The organism is Azospirillum fermentarium (genome assembly GCF_025961205.1).
In the GTDB taxonomy this organism is placed as follows: domain Bacteria; phylum Pseudomonadota; class Alphaproteobacteria; order Azospirillales; family Azospirillaceae; genus Azospirillum; species Azospirillum fermentarium.
On record NZ_JAOQNH010000002.1, the window covers coordinates 1,001,415 to 1,016,896 of the forward strand.

The following is a 15,482-nucleotide window of genomic DNA, read 5'->3' on the forward strand; positions in this document are numbered from 1 at the left end:
AGTAGATAATGACCGGCATAGGCTTGCCCCATGTGAAATGCTCCGCAGCGGGAGGGCGCCATGCCGGACACCAGCAAGGTTTTCGTGGTCACCGATCTCGATCCCCAGGTCTGCGCCCTGCACGACGCCGTGACCCGCCAGGGGCTGGTGTCGCCCGATCCGCTGTCCATGCCGCTGGATGTGGTGCGCACGGCGGCGGAGCGGTATCACGCCTTTCTCAACGGCCCCGACCGGCCCCCGGCGCGGGTGGACGCCCTGACCATCCCGGAATCGGCGGCGGGGCCGGGCTTCTCGCTGCGGCTCTACCGCCCGGCGGATGCCCCCGACGATGCCGCCCTGCCGGTGCTGGTCTATTTCCACGGCGGCGGCTTCGTGCTGAACAGCCCGGACACCCATGACCGCCTGCTGCGGCTGCTGGCCGGGCGCAGCGGGGTGGCGGTGGCCGCTGTGCGCTATGCCCTGGCGCCCGACCGGGTGTTCCCCCACCAGCACCATCAGGCGGTGGCCGCCGTGCGGTGGATCGCCCGCCACGGCGCCGGCCAGGGCCTGGACCCGTCGCGCATCGCCGTGGGCGGCGATTCCGCCGGGGCCAATCTGGCGCTGGCCACCGCCCTGGCGCTGAAGGGCGATGCCGAGGCCCGCGTGTCCTTCGGCCTGCTGTTCTACGGCATGTTCGCCCACGATTTCGATTCCGTGTCGCACCGCCGCTTCGGCGACGGGCGCTACGGCCTGACCACGCTGCGGATGCGGTGGTACTGGAAACAGTACCTCGGCCACGGCCACCAGACCCGCGACCCGCGGGCGGCCCCGCTGCTGGCCGACCTGACCGGGCTGCCGCCGCTGATGCTGCTGGCCGCGGGCCGTGACTGCCTGCGCGACGACAGCCTGCGGCTGGCCGAACGGCTGGCGGAGTCCGGCGTCGATCACACCCTGGCCGTTTATGACGGCCTGCCCCACGCCTTCGCCAACATGACCCGGCTGGTGGATGCCGCCGACCGGGCGGTGACGGCGGCGGCAGACGCGGTGCGCCGGCATCTGACGGCCTGATTTCCTCTTCCCCCACACACATCATCCGGCGCGGCGCTCCCCCTCGGGAGGGGCCGCGGCGGGAGGAGTGCGCCTGCCATAGCTCCCCACCGTGGCCCCCCGACAAGAAGAAACGGAGCCTTCATGACCTCCCCCACCCTGCCCATTCTGGATTTGCGCGCGCTGGACGGCGGTGCCGCCGAGCGGGCGCTGTTCCTGTCGGCGCTGCGCGCCGCCGCCCGCAGCTACGGCGGTTTCTACGTCACCGGCCACGGGGTCGATCAGGATCTGATCGACAGCGCCTTTGCCGTGTCCCGCCGCTTCTTCGCTCTGCCCGACGCGGACAAGCAGGCCATCGAGATGGTCAATTCCCCCCATTTCCGCGGCTACACCCGCGTGGGCTGGGAGCGCACCCGCGGCGCCGCCGACTGGCGGGAGCAGGTGGACATCGGCGCCGAGCGCCCCGCCCTGCCCCAGGGGCCGGGCACCCCGGCCTGGACCCGGCTCCAGGGGCCGAACCAATGGCCGGACGCCCTGCCCGAGCTGCGGCCCACCGCACTGCGGCTTCAGGCGGAACTGACCGCGGTGGTGGGCCGGCTGCTGCGCGGCGTGGCGCTGGCGCTGGAACAGCCCGAGGACACCTTCGACCGGCTGAACGGCGACACGCCGACCCAGTTGCTCAAGCTGATCCGCTACCCCGGACGCGCCACCGACGGGGAGGCCGGACAGGGCGTCGGACCGCACAAGGACAGCGGCCTGCTGACCCTGGTCATCCAGCACGCGCGCAGCGGGCTGCAGGTGGAAACCGCCGACGGCTGGCTGGACATCCCGCCGGTCCCCGGCACCTTCGTGGTCAACGTGGGCGAATTGCTGGAACTGGCCACCGACGGCTATTTCCGCGCCGACGTGCATCAGGTGGTGACGCCGCCCGCCGGGGCCGACCGGTTGTCGGTGGCCTTCTTCCTCGGCGCGCCGCTGGGGTCGCGGGTGCCGGTGCTGGACCTGCCGCCCCATCTGGCGGCGGAGGCGCGCGGGCCGGAACGCGACCCGTCCAACCCCCTCTACCACGACGTGGGCGAGAACAACCTGAAGAGCCGCCTGCGCTCCCACCCCGACGTGGCCCAGCGCCACCACGCCGACCTGTTGCAGGCCCACGCGGTCTGAAGACCCCATCGTACAGGAGCCTTTCGCCATGACCGCCGACCTGTTCCGCCCCACCTCCACCCATCCCGAAACCCTGGCGCTGCACGGCGGCACCTACCGCGCCGATCCGGCCAGCGGGGCGGTGGCGGTGCCGATCTACCAGACCACCTCGTACCAGTTCCAGGACACCGATCACGCCAGCCGCCTGTTCGCGCTGGAGGAGAACGGCTTCATCTACACCCGCGTCACCAACCCGACCCAGGATGCGCTGGAACAGCGGCTGGCCGCCATCGAGGGCGGCGTGGCCGCCCTGGCGCTGTCGTCGGGGCAGACGGCGACCACCTTCGCGCTGCTGAATCTGGCGCAGGCGGGGGACAACATCGTGTCGTCCACCGACCTCTACGGCGGAACCTGGGCGCTGCTGGCCAGCACGCTGAAGCAGTTCGGGATCGAGGTGCGCTTCGTCGATCCCGCCGACCCTGAGAATTTCCGCCGCGCCACCGACGGCCGCACCCGCGCCTATTACGCCGAGACGCTGCCCAATCCCAAGCTGAACGTCTTCCCCATCCGCGAGGTGGCCGACATCGGGCGGCCGCTGGGCGTGCCGCTGATCGTGGACAACACCGCCGCCCCGCTGCTGGCCCGCCCGCTGGACCATGGGGCGGCCATCGTGGTCTATTCCACCACCAAGTACATCGGCGGCCACGGCACCACCATCGGCGGGGCCATCATCGACGGCGGCACCTTCCCGTGGGAGGAGCACGCCGACCGCTTCCCCCTGCTGACCCAGCCGGACGAGAGCTATCACGGCGCGGTGTGGACCGAGGTGACCAAGCCGCTGGGCCCCGTCGCCTACATCGTGCGGGCGCGGGTGAAGCTGCTGCGCGACGTGGGTGCGGCCATTTCGCCGTTCAACGCCTTTTTGATCCTCCAGGGGCTGGAAACCCTGCCGCTGCGCATCCGCCAGCACACCGAGAACGCGGCCAAGGCCGCCGCCTTCCTGTCCACCCACCCCAAGGTCGAACGGGTGATCTACCCCGGCCTGCAAGACGGCGAGAACCGCCGCCGCGCCGACGCGGTGCTGACGGGGGGCTACGGCGCCCTGGTCGGGTTCGAGCTGAAGGGCGGTGCCGCGGCGGGCCGCGCCTTCATCGACGGGCTGCGGCTGTTCTACCACGTCGCCAACATCGGCGACGCCCGCAGCCTGGCCATCCATCCGGCCACCACCACCCATTCCCAGCTTTCCGGCGAGGACCAGTTGCTGACCGGTGTCACCCCCGGCTACGTCCGCCTGTCGGTGGGGATCGAGCACCCGGACGACATCATCGCCGACCTGTCCACCGCCCTGGACGGGGTGTGACGGCTCCATCGCAACGGAACGCATTCGTCCGGTGGCCGTTCCCATGCGGCCACCGGATTTCCTTATGGAAAACTCAACCTTATTCCCGATTGATTTGATATTATTTCACACATTGACCGATGATAAACTATGTGAAATAGTGCGTTTATGCCTACTTTCGTTATGGGTTTGGCCCTTCGGCCAATGGCCGTCGAAGGCCCCCCATGATAAGCAGGCATGAACAGAGCGCGCCGGCCGCCCTTCCCCCCTCGTGCCGGCCTTTGGGCGCGCACGCCATTGCGCAAGGACGGATACCGATGTCTGCAACGCCCCCGCCTTCGCCTTCGACCACCTTGTCTGACCATTCCCCCGTCTCCGGCCGTCACATCGCCATCGTCGGCGCCGGCTTCACCGGCAGCCTGCTGGCGGCCCATCTGCTGCGCAGCGCCCCCGGCCCGCTGGTGGTTCATCTGATCGAGGCCGGGCACCCCACGGGCGCCGGCCTTGCCTATTCCACCGGCAACAGCGGGCACCTGCTGAACGTGCGCGCCTACAACATGAGCGCCTATCCCGACGATCCGCGGCATTTCCTGCGCTGGCTGTGGGGACGGGACGATGGGGGTGCCATCCCGCCCAGCGGGCACGCCTTCGTGTCACGCGGCCTGTACGGCGCCTATGTCCGCGACGTGCTGGACGAGGCGCAACGGCAGGCCCCGTCCCACGCCCGCCTGAACCTGATCCGGGGGGAGGTGGTGGACCTGCGGGCCGGCGCCCGTGCGCCGGCGGGGCTTCCGGCCCCATGGCAGGTGCGCCTGTCCGACGGGCGGACCATCACCGCCGATACCGCCGCCCTGTGCATCGGCCATTTCCTGCCGGCCCCGCCGCCGCTGTCCAACCCCGGTGCGGCGGACGCGCTGGCCTCCCCCCGCTTCATCGGCGATCCCTGGGACGGTGCGGCCATCGCCGCCATCCCGGCGGACGCGCCGGTGGCGATTCTGGGCACCGGCCTGACCATGGTGGACACGGTGCTGTCGCTGCTGGACCAGGGGCACCGGGGGGTGATCACCGCCGTGTCGCGCCGCGGCCTGCTGCCCCAGCGGCATCAGGAAACCCGCCCCTACACCTCGTTCCTGCACCCCGAGGTGATGCCGCACACGGTGCTGGACGTGCTGATCGCGCTGAAGGCCGACGCCCGGCGGGCGGCGGAGGCCGGGTACGACTGGCGTTCGGCCTTCGACGCGCTGCGGCCCCATCATCACCGCATCTGGGCCTCGCTGCCCATGGAGGAGCGGCGCCGTTTCCTGCGCCACGCCCGCCCCTTCTGGGAGGTCCACCGCCACCGCATGGCACCGGAGGTGGCCGACCGCATCGCGGCTGCCCGCGCGGCGGGCCAACTGACCATCCTGGCCGGGCGGCTGACCGCGGCGGTGCTGGATGATGACGGGCTGGACCTGACCATCGCCGCCCGCGGCGGGGCGGGGGAGCACCGGCTGCGCGCCGCGGCGCTGGTGAACGCCACCGGCACCAACTGCGACTATGCCCGCATCCGCCACCCGCTGGTGCGGTCCCTGCTGGAACGCGGGCTGGCCCGCCCCGATGACTTGCATCTGGGGCTGGACGTGACCGAAGCGGGGGCGGTCATCAACGCCGAGGGCGAGGTGATCCCCCATCTGCTGGCGCTGGGGCCGGTGTCGAAGGCACCGTTGTGGGAAATGACCGCGGTGCCGGAACTGCGCGGCCAGTGCGCCCAGGCGGCAGCGCGCATCCTGGCACGCCTGGACCATCCGGCGGGGGCGGTGCCCCCGGCGGACGCCCTGGGCAGCGCCCCGCATCACAGGATGTAGGACATCACCAGATACAGCACCGCCTCGCCATTGCCCGCGTTGCGATAGGCGTGGGGGACGTCGGCGTCGAACAGGATGGCGTCCCCCTCCTCCAGCCGGTGTTCCCCGGTGCCGGTGACGATCACCACGCTGCCCCGCCCGACCAGAAGGTTCTCCTGGGTGCCGGGCGGGTGGCCGTCCGCCTGCTCGTCGGTGCCGGGGGCCAGACGCAGTTCATAGAATTCCACCTGCCGGTCGCCGGTCAGCGGGAACAGGGCGCGCGACGTGAACCGCCCGTCGCGGGACGCCAGCGGCTGGGACTCCGCCCGGCGGATCACCGTGGTGCCGGCGTCGGCCCCCGAACTCAGCAGGCTGGAAAAGGGCACCTCCAGCGCCTTGGCCACCGTCCACAGGGTGTCGATGTCGGCACGGGTGGTCCCGCCCTCGATGGCGGCCAGCACCGCGCGGCTGTTGCCCGACATCTGCGCCAGCCGGTCCAGCGACAGCCCCTGGCGCAGACGGTAGGTGCGCAGGTTTTCGGCGATCACCGCGGCCAGGGCATCGGGGCCGGCGTCGGCGGATGCTGGGTCCGCCGCGCTGCGGGTGTGGTGGACGGGTCCAGAGGTCATGGCGCCGTGGCTCCTCACGTCAAACGATGGCCGGTCTCTTGCCCGCCGATTGAACACCAGGGATGCGCGCATGGCAATCACTAATCATCACATATTTTGTGTGTTATACGGTTGTTCATCCGTTTAACAACATGGATAAAATGTCAATTCCTGATCGTCAGACCGATGCCAGCACCCGCCCGTCCTCCGCCCGGCCCGGTTTCGGGCGGTGAACGGCGACGCAGGTCAGCACGCTGCCGATGACGCAGACGATGGCGGCGATTTCCATCACCGTCGGCAGCCGCCGTTCCCACAGGAAGCCGTAGAGCAGCGCGAACAGGGTTTCGAACAGGATCATCTGGCCGGTCAGGGTCAGCGGCAGCAGCCGGCTCATGCGGTTCCACAAGGCGTTGCCGACGATGGACGCCAGGACCGCCACCCCGGCGACCACGCCGGTGAAGTGCAGCCACGCCCCCGTGCCGTGATGGTCCTGAGCCATCAGGAAGGCCGGCACCGCCAGCGCCACCGCCTGCAGCCCCGTCACCACGCCGGTCAACAGGCTCCAGTCGTGGGCCGAGACGTGGTGGAGCCGGCCAAGCCAGCGGCTGTTGCTCACGGCATAGGCCGTCCACGACGCCAGCGCCCCCACCGCGCACGCCAGCCCCAGGATCTGGGCCGTCCGCGGCCCGGATGCTGCCCCACCCAGCGATTCCCAGCCGATGCACAGGATGCCGGCGCCCCCCAGCGCCAGCGACGGCACCAGCCGGCGGATCGGCACGGCACCATGGTCGCGGCTGCCGATGACGGTGACCGCCACCGGCAGGAAGCCGATCACCAGCGAGGTCATCGCCATGCCGCCCACCTGCACCGCGGTGGCGAGCAGGGCGTAATAGAGGATGTTGCCCAACAGGCTGAGCCGCACCAGCGCCCACCATTCCGCCCGGCCCATCCCCACCCGCAGCCCCCGCCAGCGCGGCACCACCAGCACGGCGGCGAACAGGCCATAGGCGAGATAGCGCCCGGCGGCGAGCTGCAGCGGCGTAAAATCCCGCACCAGTTCCGGGGCCAGGAAGACCAGCCCCCACAGCGCCCCGGCGGCGATGCCGCACCCGATTCCCAGCCACGTCCCGTTCACCCGCGTCCCGTTCATTGCCGCCTCTCCCGTCACGGTCACGGGCGGCAGGATGCCAGGGGATGCGGGGGGCGGTCTTGACCGGGGCTACCGATTCCTGTGCGCGGACTCCTGTTCCCGCTGCTGGCGGCGATAGGCGGCGGGCGTCAGGCCGGTGGCCCGCCGCAGGGCGCGGGTGAAGGCGCTCTGGTCGGCGTAGCCGGCGCGGTAGGCGATTTCCGCCACCGGCAGGGCGGTGTGCGCCAGCCATCCGCACGCCTTCTTCAGCCGCCGCTCCGCCAGCCACGCCCGCGGGGTGGTGTCGAGTTCGGCGCGGAACAGGGCGTGCAGACGGCTGACGCTGAGGCCGGCGCGCACCGCCATCGTCTCCACGGTCCAGGGCCGTTCCAGTTCCGGCTCGATCCCGGCCAGCAGCGTGCCCAGCCGCGGGTGGGACCGTACCGGCTCCGGCATCACCAGCGTGTCCAGCAGCAGCGGCATCCACAGGCGCAGGCTGGCCGCCGACGCACCGCCGCCGTCCAGCAGCAGGCCCATATAGTCGATCAGCTTGTTCGCCGCCGGCGTCAGCGCCACGAAAGGGGCACGCATCAGCCGCTCCCCCGCCGCCGGCTCCAGCACGGCGGGGTCGAGATCCACGATGAGCGAGCGGTTCGGCCCGCCGCTCATCTGCGAATGGGAGGCGCCGGGCTCGACGAAGGCCGCCCGGCACGGCCCCAGCCGGCTGCCCGCCCCGGCGATGTCGATCTCCAGACTGCCGCTCAACGGCAGCACGAACTGGGCGAACTCGTGCCGGTGGGCGCTGTGGGCCGCACCATAGCTGCGGACGTCGATGGAGATGGGGGGCGTCATGAACAGTCCACGCACACGGGCCGGAACCGGTGCCGAGTAAGGCACGTTTCCCCGGCCCCGATCAAGGGGCGGGTTGGCGTTCCGGCATGGGCCGCTGCATCGGACACTTGACGCCGGGCTTAAAACCTACTTTCCTATAGGAAATTAGTTTCTATCAACACAAACATTGTGTTGATTTCTGGCTGTCAGGGAAAGGAATGGGGATCGTGACGTCTCGGGACGACAACGCCTATTGGCAATCCACGCTGGAAACCCAGAGCCGGGCGGAGTGGCGCCGGCTGCAGCTGGATCTGCTGAAGACCCACCTGCATCACGCCTATACCGGTTCCCCCTATTACCGCGCCGTCTTCGACGCCCACGGGGTGTCGCCCGACGCCCTGCGCTCGCTGGACGATCTGCGCCGCTTTCCCTTTTTGACCAAGGCCGACATCCGCAGCCGTCAGGAAGCGGTGCCGCCGTTCGGCGATCTGGTGGCGGTGCCGGAACAGGACATCGTCTATATCTCCGCCTCCAGCGGCTCCACCGGCGTGCCCACCGCCTCGCCCTTCACCGCCGGGGATTTCGACGATTGGATCGACTACGAGGCGCGGCAGTTCTGGTCCAGCGGCCTGCGCCCCACCGACCGCTACGCCCATGCGCTGAACTTCTCGCTGTTCGTCGGCGGCCCCTGCGTGCTGGGGGCGCAGAAGGTGGGGGCGCTCAGCATCCACGCCGGCACGCTGCCGTCGGAACGGCTGCTGGCGGTGTTGCAGCAGTTCCAGGTGACCGCCCTGTGGACCACGCCGTCCTATGCCTGGCACCTGGGGGAAACCGCCCAGCGCGCCGGCATCGACCCCAAAACGGATCTGGCGGTGCGCCGGCTGTTCGTGGCGGGCGAACCCGGCGGCTCCATCCCCGAAACCCGCGCGCGGATCGAGGCGCTGTGGGGGGCGGAGGTCTATGATTATTACGGCCTGTCCGACATCTTCGGTTCCTGCGCCGGCATGTGCACGGAAAAGGACGGGCTGCACTGGGCCGAGGATCACATTCTGGTCGAAGTGCTCGACCCCGAAACCGGCGAGCCGGTGCCCGAGGGCGAACGGGGCGAGCTGGTCCTGACCACCCTGCGCAAGCGCGCCCGCCCGCTGATCCGCTTCCGCACCGGCGACGTGGTGTCGGTGACCACCGCGCCGTGCCGCTGCGGCCGCACCTCGCTGCGGCTGACCGGCGTTCACGGGCGGCTGGACGACATGCTCATCATCAAGGGCGTCAACCTGTTCCCCGGCGACGTGGAAGCGGTGGTGCGGCAGGAACCGGCCCTGACCGGCGAATACCGGCTGGTGGTGGACCGGGTTGACCATCTGGACCGCCTGACGGTGGAGGTGGAGCACATCCACGGTTTCAACGGCGACCTGACCGACCTGCGCGGCCATGTGCGCCGCCAGTTGAAGGCCGCCACCGGGGTGGGCGCCGACGTTTCCCTGCTGCCCCCCGACACCCTGCCCCGCGCCGTCCACAAGGCCAAACGCATCGAAGACCGCCGTTCCCACGTGTGGTCCTGACACCGGAGTTTCCGCCATGCCCGACACCCTGCTGCCCGCCGACATCCCGGCCCCGGTCCTCGACCGGCTGTTCCGCACCGCCCGCACGCCCCATGCCTGGACCGGCGAGCCGGTGACGGAGGAGACCATCCACCGGCTCTACGAGCTGGTGCGGCTGGCCCCCACCGCCTTCAACGCCAGCCCGGCCCGCTTCGTCTTTCTGACCAGTGCCGCGGCCAAGGAACGGCTGCGTCCGGCGCTGAAACCCAACAACGTGCCCAAGCTGAACGCCGGGGCCGTGGTCATCGTCGCCCACGACACCCGGTTCTTCGAGCACCTGCCCACCCTCAGCCCCCATTACGACCCCTCGGCCCTGTTCGTGGACAACCCGGCCCTGGCCGAGACCACCGCGTTGCGCAGCGGCACGCTGCAGGCGGGGTACCTGATCCTCGCCGCCCGGCTGCTGGGTCTGGACGCCGGGCCGATGTCGGGCTTCGACAACGCCGCGGTGGATGCGGAGTTCTTCCCCGACGGGCGGGTGCGCTCCAACCTGCTGGTGGCGCTGGGCCGGGCCGATGGGCCGCACCCGCGCCCGCGCGCCCCGCGGCTGGATGCCGCGCAGGCCGTCACCATCCTCTGACACCCCCCTAAAACCCCACGGCACGCCGGGCCGCCCTCCCCCGCCTTGGCCGACGCCGCACCACGGGAGATGTGAGATCATGAGCGTCAACGACACGGCCGCCGCCCTGCCGGCGGCCGGGGGCGGAGCCTTGCCGCCGTTGCGGGTGTGGCTGCGCTTCGGCGTGGCAGCCGCCTTGTGGTTCGCCGCCGCCGCCGTCACCAGCCTGTGGCCCGATCTGGACGATTGGGAACGCACGGGCGAATTCGCCGCCCTGCTGGCGGTGGCCGGCGGGCTGCTGGCGCTGGCCGTGCCGCTGCTGGCCGCGGTGAGGCCCGCCAAGGTGCTGGACCGGCTGGACCAGTCCATTCCCTGGCTGGTGGCGCTGGCCATCGGGCTGACGGCATGGGAGGTGCTGACCGCCAAGCTCAACATCCTGCCCCGCCCCTTCTTCGCGCCGCCCCAGGGGTTGCTGGAGGTGTACCTCGACGACTGGCCGCGGCTCCTTGACTGCTTTGCCGCGTCGCTGGGACTGCTGGTCACCGGCTACACCATCGGGTCGGTCCTCGGCATCGTCACCGGGGTCGCCATCGGCTGGTCGCGGGCGGTGGGGTACTGGGTGCATCCGGTGCTGCGGCTGATCGGGCCGCTGCCGGCCACCGCGTGGCTGCCCATCGCCTTCTTCGCCTTCCCCTCGAGCTGGAGCGCCAGCGTGTTCCTGATCGCGCTGGCGGCGGGGGTGCCGGTGGCGATCCTCACATGGTCGGGCGTGGCCGGGGTCAACAGCGCCTATTACGACATCGCCCGCACGCTGGGCGCATCCCAACGGTTCCTGGTGCTGAAGGTGGCGGTGCCCGCCGCCATGCCGCACGTGTTCGTCGGGCTGTTCATGGGTCTGGCCGCCGCCTTTGCCGTGCTGGTGGTGGCGGAGATGCTGGGGGTGAAGTCCGGGGTCGGCTGGTACCTGCAATGGGCGCAGGGGTGGGCCGCCTACGGCAACATGTACGCCGCCTTGCTGGTGATGGCGCTGGTGTGCTCCGGCCTCGTCACCCTGCTGTTCCGGGTGCGCGACCGCCTGCTGGCCTGGCAGAAGGGAATGCTGAAATGGTAGCGCTGAATCGGGCCTTCACCGCGCAGGACGCGGTGGGGATGACCATCGACGTGCAGGGCGTGGACCACCGTTTCGATCTCGACGGCGCGCCGCTGCCGGTGCTGGACGGCGTGGACCTGCGGGTCGAACCGGGGGAGATGGTGGCGCTGCTGGGGCCGTCGGGCTGCGGCAAATCCACCCTGCTTCGCCTGATCGCCGGGCTGGAGCCGCCCAGCCGCGGGCGCATCCTGGCCGACGGCACCCCCATCCGCGGGCCGGAGCCGTCGCGGGTGGTGGTGTTCCAGGATCCCACCCTCTACCCCTGGCGCACCGTGCGCGCCAACGTCGCCCTGGGGCTGGAGGCGCAGGGGCTGCTGCGCACGCAAGGGCACCGCATCGACGATGCCCTGAAACTGGTCGGCCTGACCGGCTTCGCCAACGCCTATCCCCACCAGCTTTCCGGCGGCATGGCCCAGCGCGCCGCCTTGGCCCGCGCGCTGGTCAACGACCCCCGCCTGCTGATCCTGGACGAGCCGCTGGGCAAGCTGGACAGCCTGACCCGCCTGACCATGCAGAGCGAACTGGTGGATCTGTGGCAGCGGGCGGGCTTCACCGGCCTGCTGGTCACCCACGACATCGAAGAGGCGCTGTTCATGGCCACCCGCGTGGTGGTGTTCAGCCCCCGCCCGGCGCGCATCAAGGCCGACCTGCCCATCGGCCGTCCCTATCCCCGCCACCGCGGCGACCCGGTGCTGACCGAGCTTCGCCACCACATCCTTGAACTTCTCGGCCTGGCCGAGACCTGGTGAGGACCATCCGCATGTCCACTCCCAACGGGTCCACTCCCAACATCGACCGCCTGCGCGGTTTCATCGGCGATTTCACCCGGCTGGTGGAACGGCTGGGCGGCAACGAGCCGGCGCTGCTGGCCGAAGGCCGCACCCTGCTGGCCGGTCTGATCGCCGCCGACGACTGGCTGCCCGACGCCTACGCCCAGCCCGACCCGGTGCATTACCGGCAATACCTGCTGCACTGTGACCCGTTCGAACGGTTTTCGGTGGTCAGCTTTGTGTGGGGGCCGGGGCAGCGCACGCCGATCCACGACCACACCGTGTGGGGGCTGGTCGGCGTGCTGCGCGGGTCTGAGGTGTCGCAGCGCTATGACCTGCGCCCCGGCGAACCGCCGCTGGCCCACCCCACCGAGATCCTGCCCACGGGTGCGGTGGAGGCGGTGTCGCCCACCATCGGCGACGTCCACGCCATCTCCAACGCGCTGGCCGACCGCCCGTCCATCAGCATCCACGTCTACGGCGGCAACATCGGGGCGGTGCGCCGGTCGGTGTTCGACCCCCAGACGGGCCAGCCCAAGCTTTTCATCTCCGGCTACGCCAACGCCGCGGTTCCCAACCTGTGGGACCGCTCCAAAGCCGCCTGAAGGAACCTCCCCGCCATGACCCTATCCGTCCGCACCCCCGCCGACATCCGCAACGCCTGGATCGCGGGAAGCGAAACCGCGCTCCTCGACGCACGGGAGGAAGGCCCCTATTCCCTGGCCCATCCGCTGTTCGCGGTATCGGTGCCGCTGAGCCGGGTGGAGCTTCTGGCCCTCGACCTGCTGCCGCGCGTCAGCGTGCCCATCACCGTCTATGACGACGGCGAAGGGGTGGCGGAGCCGGCGGCACGGCGGCTCCAGTCCCTGGGCTACACCGACGTGGCGCTGCTGGCCGGCGGGCTGTCGGGCTGGGTGGCGGCGGGGTTCGAGGTCTACCGCGACGTCAACGTGCCCAGCAAGGCGTTCGGCGAATGGGTGGAGCACCACCGCCACACGCCGTCGCTCTCGGCCACCGAGGTCAAGGCGCTGATCGACGCCAAGGCCGACGTGGTGATCCTGGATGCCCGCCGGTTCGAGGAATACGCCACCATGGCGATCCCCGGCGGCATCAGCGTGCCGGGGGCCGAACTGGTCAAGCGCGTCCACGACATCGCCCCCGACCCCAACACGCTGGTGATCGTCAATTGCGCCGGGCGCACCCGGTCGATCATCGGCGCCCAGTCGCTGGTCAACGCCGGCATCCCCAACGGGGTGGCCGCCCTGCGCAACGGCACCATCGGCTGGACGCTGGCCCGGCAGGAGCTTGAGCACGGCGCCACCCGCCGGTTCCCCGAGGTCTCGCCGGATGGGGACGCCAAGGGCCGCCGGGCCGCCCGCGCCGTGGCCGACCGGGCCGGCGTGCGCCGCATCACCCCGGCCATTCTCGACGGTTACCGCGGCGACGAACGGCGCACGCTGCACCTGCTCGACGTGCGCACGCCGGAGGAATACGCCGCCGGCCACCTTCCGGGATTCCGCCACGCCCCCGGCGGGCAACTGGTGCAGGCGACCGATGAAGTCGTGGCGGTGCGCGGTGCCCGCATCGTGCTGGCCGACGACCCGGCGGGCGGCGGCGGGGTGCGGGCGGACATGACCGCCTCGTGGCTGGCCCAACTCGGCTGGGACGTGGCGGTGCTGGAGGGCGATGTGGCGGGCCTGGGGCTGGAGAGCGGGGCCGACCGCCGCCGCCTGCCGCCGGTGCCCGACGCGCCGGTGGAAACCGTCACCCCCCACGACCTGCTGGCTCTGCTGGACAACGGCGAGGCGGCGGTGATCGACCTGACCCGCAGCCCGCGCTACCGCGCCGGCCACATCCCCGGCGCGTGGTTCGCCGTGCGCGCCCGCCTGGGCGCGGTTCTGGCCCGCCTGCCCGCCGGGGTGCGCCCGGTGCTGACCTGCGGCGACGGCACGCTGACCCGCTACGCGGTTGCGGATTTCGCGGAAAAGGGCTGGCCCGCCCCGCTGCTGCTGACCGGCGGCACCAAGGCATGGGTCGACGCCGGGCTGCCGCTCAGCACCGATCTGGAGCGGCTGGGGCCGGAACCCGACGACATCTACAAGCGCCCGTACGAGGGCACCGACAACAGCGATGCCGCCATGCAGGGCTACATCGACTGGGAACTGGAGCTGGTCGCCCAGTTGAAACGCGACGGCGCCCACCGCTTCCGCGTGATCTGACCCTTCCTGCCAGGGCACCCCATCCGTGACCTTTCCGGCAACACCCCATCCACCGTCATTCCCGCGAAGGCGGGAATCCAGCGTGAGCCGCGATAGCGGCGACATGACTCCCCAAGGTTTCGCGGTGCGAGACCTTCTGGATTCCCGCCTTCGCGGGAATGACGGTGGTTTTGTGCGGAGCGTGGCCGTGGTGCGGATGCCTTGATCCCCTCCCCCCCGAAAGCCAGGAACCCCCGCCCATGCGTTTCCCCTTGTCCTCCCTTCGCCGAACCGCCGCCGGGGCGGTGCTGCTGCTGGCCGCCGGGCTGTCCACCCTGTCCCCCGCCGCCGCGCGGGCCGAAGCGACGGAGGTGCGGTTCGCCCGCAACCTCGGTCTCGGCTACCTGCCGCTTTACGTGATGCAGGACCGCGGGCTGGTGGAAAAGCACGCCAAGGCCGCCGGCCTGGGCGAGGTGACGGCCCGCTATACCCCGCTCGGCAACCCCACCACGATCACCGAGGCCACCCTGTCCGGCAACGCCGATTTCGGGGCGGCGGGGGTACCGGCCTTCATTATCGCCTGGGACAAGACCCGCGGGAACGCCAACCTGACGGGTGTGGCGGCGCTGAACGCCCAGCCCGCCTATCTCAACACCAACAAGCCCACGATCAAGAGCCTGAAGGACTTCACCGACAAGGACCGCATCGTGGTGCCGTCGGTGCGCGCGTCCTATCAGGCCATCGTTCTGCAGATTGCGTCGGAACAGGCGTTCGGCCCCGGCCAGCACGCCAGACTCGACCCGCTGACGGTATCGCTGTCCCACCCCGACGGCACCGCCGCCCTGCTGTCGGGCCGCACCGAGATCACCGCCCATTTCACCAGCCCGCCGTACCAGGACCAGCAGCTCCAGAACCCGGCCATCCACACGGTGCTGAGTTCGTACGACGTGCTGGGCGGGCCGGCGTCGTTCAGCGCGCTGTGGACCTCCGCCGCGTTCCGCGACGCCAACCCCACGCTTTACAAGGCGGTGCTGGCCGCGCTGGACGAGGCGGTGGCGTTCATCAAGGCCGACCCGCAGGAATCCGCCCGCATCTTCATCCGCATCGAGAATTCCAAGCTGCCCGCCGACACGGTGGCGGCCCTGATCAATCACCCGGAGATCAATTATGACCTCACCCCGCGGGGGATCGGCACCTTCACGGGATTCATGGCCCGCATCGGCTCCATCCGCAACAAGCCTGCCGACTGGCGCGACCTGTTCTTCGCCGACATCCATGACCGGGCCGGAAGCTGAGACGCGGGGA

The 15,482-nt window shown here is 70.7% G+C and carries 14 protein-coding genes; 11 read left to right on the forward strand and 3 right to left on the reverse strand.

Annotated elements, in window-relative coordinates; translation table 11 throughout:
- Nucleotides 1-60: 60 nt before the first annotated feature.
- The 4 genes from M2352_RS19280 to M2352_RS19295 all read left to right on the forward strand — a co-directional run bounded on the left by M2352_RS19280 (nucleotide 61) and on the right by M2352_RS19295 (nucleotide 5,352).
- Nucleotides 61-1,047 (forward strand): alpha/beta hydrolase, encoded by a 987-nt coding sequence (locus tag M2352_RS19280; protein WP_264666124.1) that lies wholly within the window; start codon nucleotides 61-63, stop codon nucleotides 1,045-1,047.
- Nucleotides 1,048-1,170: 123 nt separating this feature from the next.
- Nucleotides 1,171-2,190, forward strand: a complete 1,020-nt coding sequence (locus M2352_RS19285) for an isopenicillin N synthase family dioxygenase (RefSeq protein WP_264666125.1) — start codon at nucleotides 1,171-1,173, stop codon at nucleotides 2,188-2,190.
- 28 nt (nucleotides 2,191-2,218) lie between these two features.
- A complete protein-coding gene (locus tag M2352_RS19290) occupies nucleotides 2,219-3,529 on the forward strand; it encodes an O-acetylhomoserine aminocarboxypropyltransferase/cysteine synthase family protein (RefSeq protein ID WP_264666126.1) in 1,311 nt (436 codons plus the stop codon).
- A gap of 296 nt (nucleotides 3,530-3,825) precedes the next feature.
- A complete protein-coding gene (locus M2352_RS19295; protein WP_264666127.1) occupies nucleotides 3,826-5,352 on the forward strand; it encodes an FAD/NAD(P)-binding protein in 1,527 nt (508 codons plus the stop codon).
- Here M2352_RS19295 and M2352_RS19300 read toward each other — a convergent pair.
- The 3 genes from M2352_RS19300 to M2352_RS19310 all read right to left on the reverse strand — a co-directional run bounded on the left by M2352_RS19300 (nucleotide 5,340) and on the right by M2352_RS19310 (nucleotide 7,965).
- Nucleotides 5,340-5,960 (reverse strand): helix-turn-helix domain-containing protein, encoded by a 621-nt coding sequence (locus tag M2352_RS19300; RefSeq protein WP_264666128.1) that lies wholly within the window; start codon nucleotides 5,958-5,960, stop codon nucleotides 5,340-5,342. The two genes, M2352_RS19295 and M2352_RS19300, sit on opposite strands and share 13 nt — an antisense overlap.
- A 157-nt stretch (nucleotides 5,961-6,117) precedes the next feature.
- A complete protein-coding gene (locus tag M2352_RS19305) occupies nucleotides 6,118-7,089 on the reverse strand; it encodes a DMT family transporter (protein WP_264666129.1) in 972 nt (323 codons plus the stop codon).
- Between the two features lie 69 nt (nucleotides 7,090-7,158).
- The gene (locus M2352_RS19310) at nucleotides 7,159-7,965 is read right to left on the reverse strand and encodes a helix-turn-helix transcriptional regulator (protein WP_264666130.1); all 807 of its coding nucleotides are present in this window, start codon (nucleotides 7,963-7,965) and stop codon (nucleotides 7,159-7,161) included.
- 161 nt (nucleotides 7,966-8,126) lie between these two features.
- Between M2352_RS19310 and M2352_RS19315 the strand changes: the two genes are divergently transcribed.
- The 7 genes from M2352_RS19315 (at nucleotide 8,127) to M2352_RS19345 (ending at nucleotide 15,472) form a co-directional block, all read left to right on the forward strand.
- A complete protein-coding gene (locus M2352_RS19315) occupies nucleotides 8,127-9,461 on the forward strand; it encodes a phenylacetate--CoA ligase family protein (protein ID WP_406567292.1) in 1,335 nt (444 codons plus the stop codon).
- A gap of 16 nt (nucleotides 9,462-9,477) precedes the next feature.
- Complete coding sequence (locus M2352_RS19320; protein ID WP_264666132.1) at nucleotides 9,478-10,080, forward strand: malonic semialdehyde reductase; 603 nt, start codon at nucleotides 9,478-9,480, stop codon at nucleotides 10,078-10,080.
- 79 nt (nucleotides 10,081-10,159) lie between these two features.
- Nucleotides 10,160-11,170: an ABC transporter permease gene (locus tag M2352_RS19325; RefSeq protein WP_264666133.1), complete on the forward strand. Its 1,011-nt coding sequence runs from the start codon at nucleotides 10,160-10,162 to the stop codon at nucleotides 11,168-11,170.
- Complete coding sequence (locus M2352_RS19330) at nucleotides 11,164-11,958, forward strand: ABC transporter ATP-binding protein (RefSeq protein WP_264666134.1); 795 nt, start codon at nucleotides 11,164-11,166, stop codon at nucleotides 11,956-11,958. Before M2352_RS19325 ends, M2352_RS19330 begins: the two co-directional genes overlap by 7 nt.
- An 11-nt stretch (nucleotides 11,959-11,969) precedes the next feature.
- The gene (locus tag M2352_RS19335) at nucleotides 11,970-12,584 is read left to right on the forward strand and encodes a cysteine dioxygenase family protein (RefSeq protein ID WP_264666135.1); all 615 of its coding nucleotides are present in this window, start codon (nucleotides 11,970-11,972) and stop codon (nucleotides 12,582-12,584) included.
- 15 nt (nucleotides 12,585-12,599) lie between these two features.
- Nucleotides 12,600-14,198: a rhodanese-like domain-containing protein gene (locus M2352_RS19340; protein WP_264666136.1), complete on the forward strand. Its 1,599-nt coding sequence runs from the start codon at nucleotides 12,600-12,602 to the stop codon at nucleotides 14,196-14,198.
- A gap of 239 nt (nucleotides 14,199-14,437) precedes the next feature.
- Entirely contained in the window at nucleotides 14,438-15,472 is a 1,035-nt protein-coding gene (locus M2352_RS19345; protein ID WP_264666137.1) for an ABC transporter substrate-binding protein, read from the forward strand.
- Nucleotides 15,473-15,482: the final 10 nt, after the last annotated feature.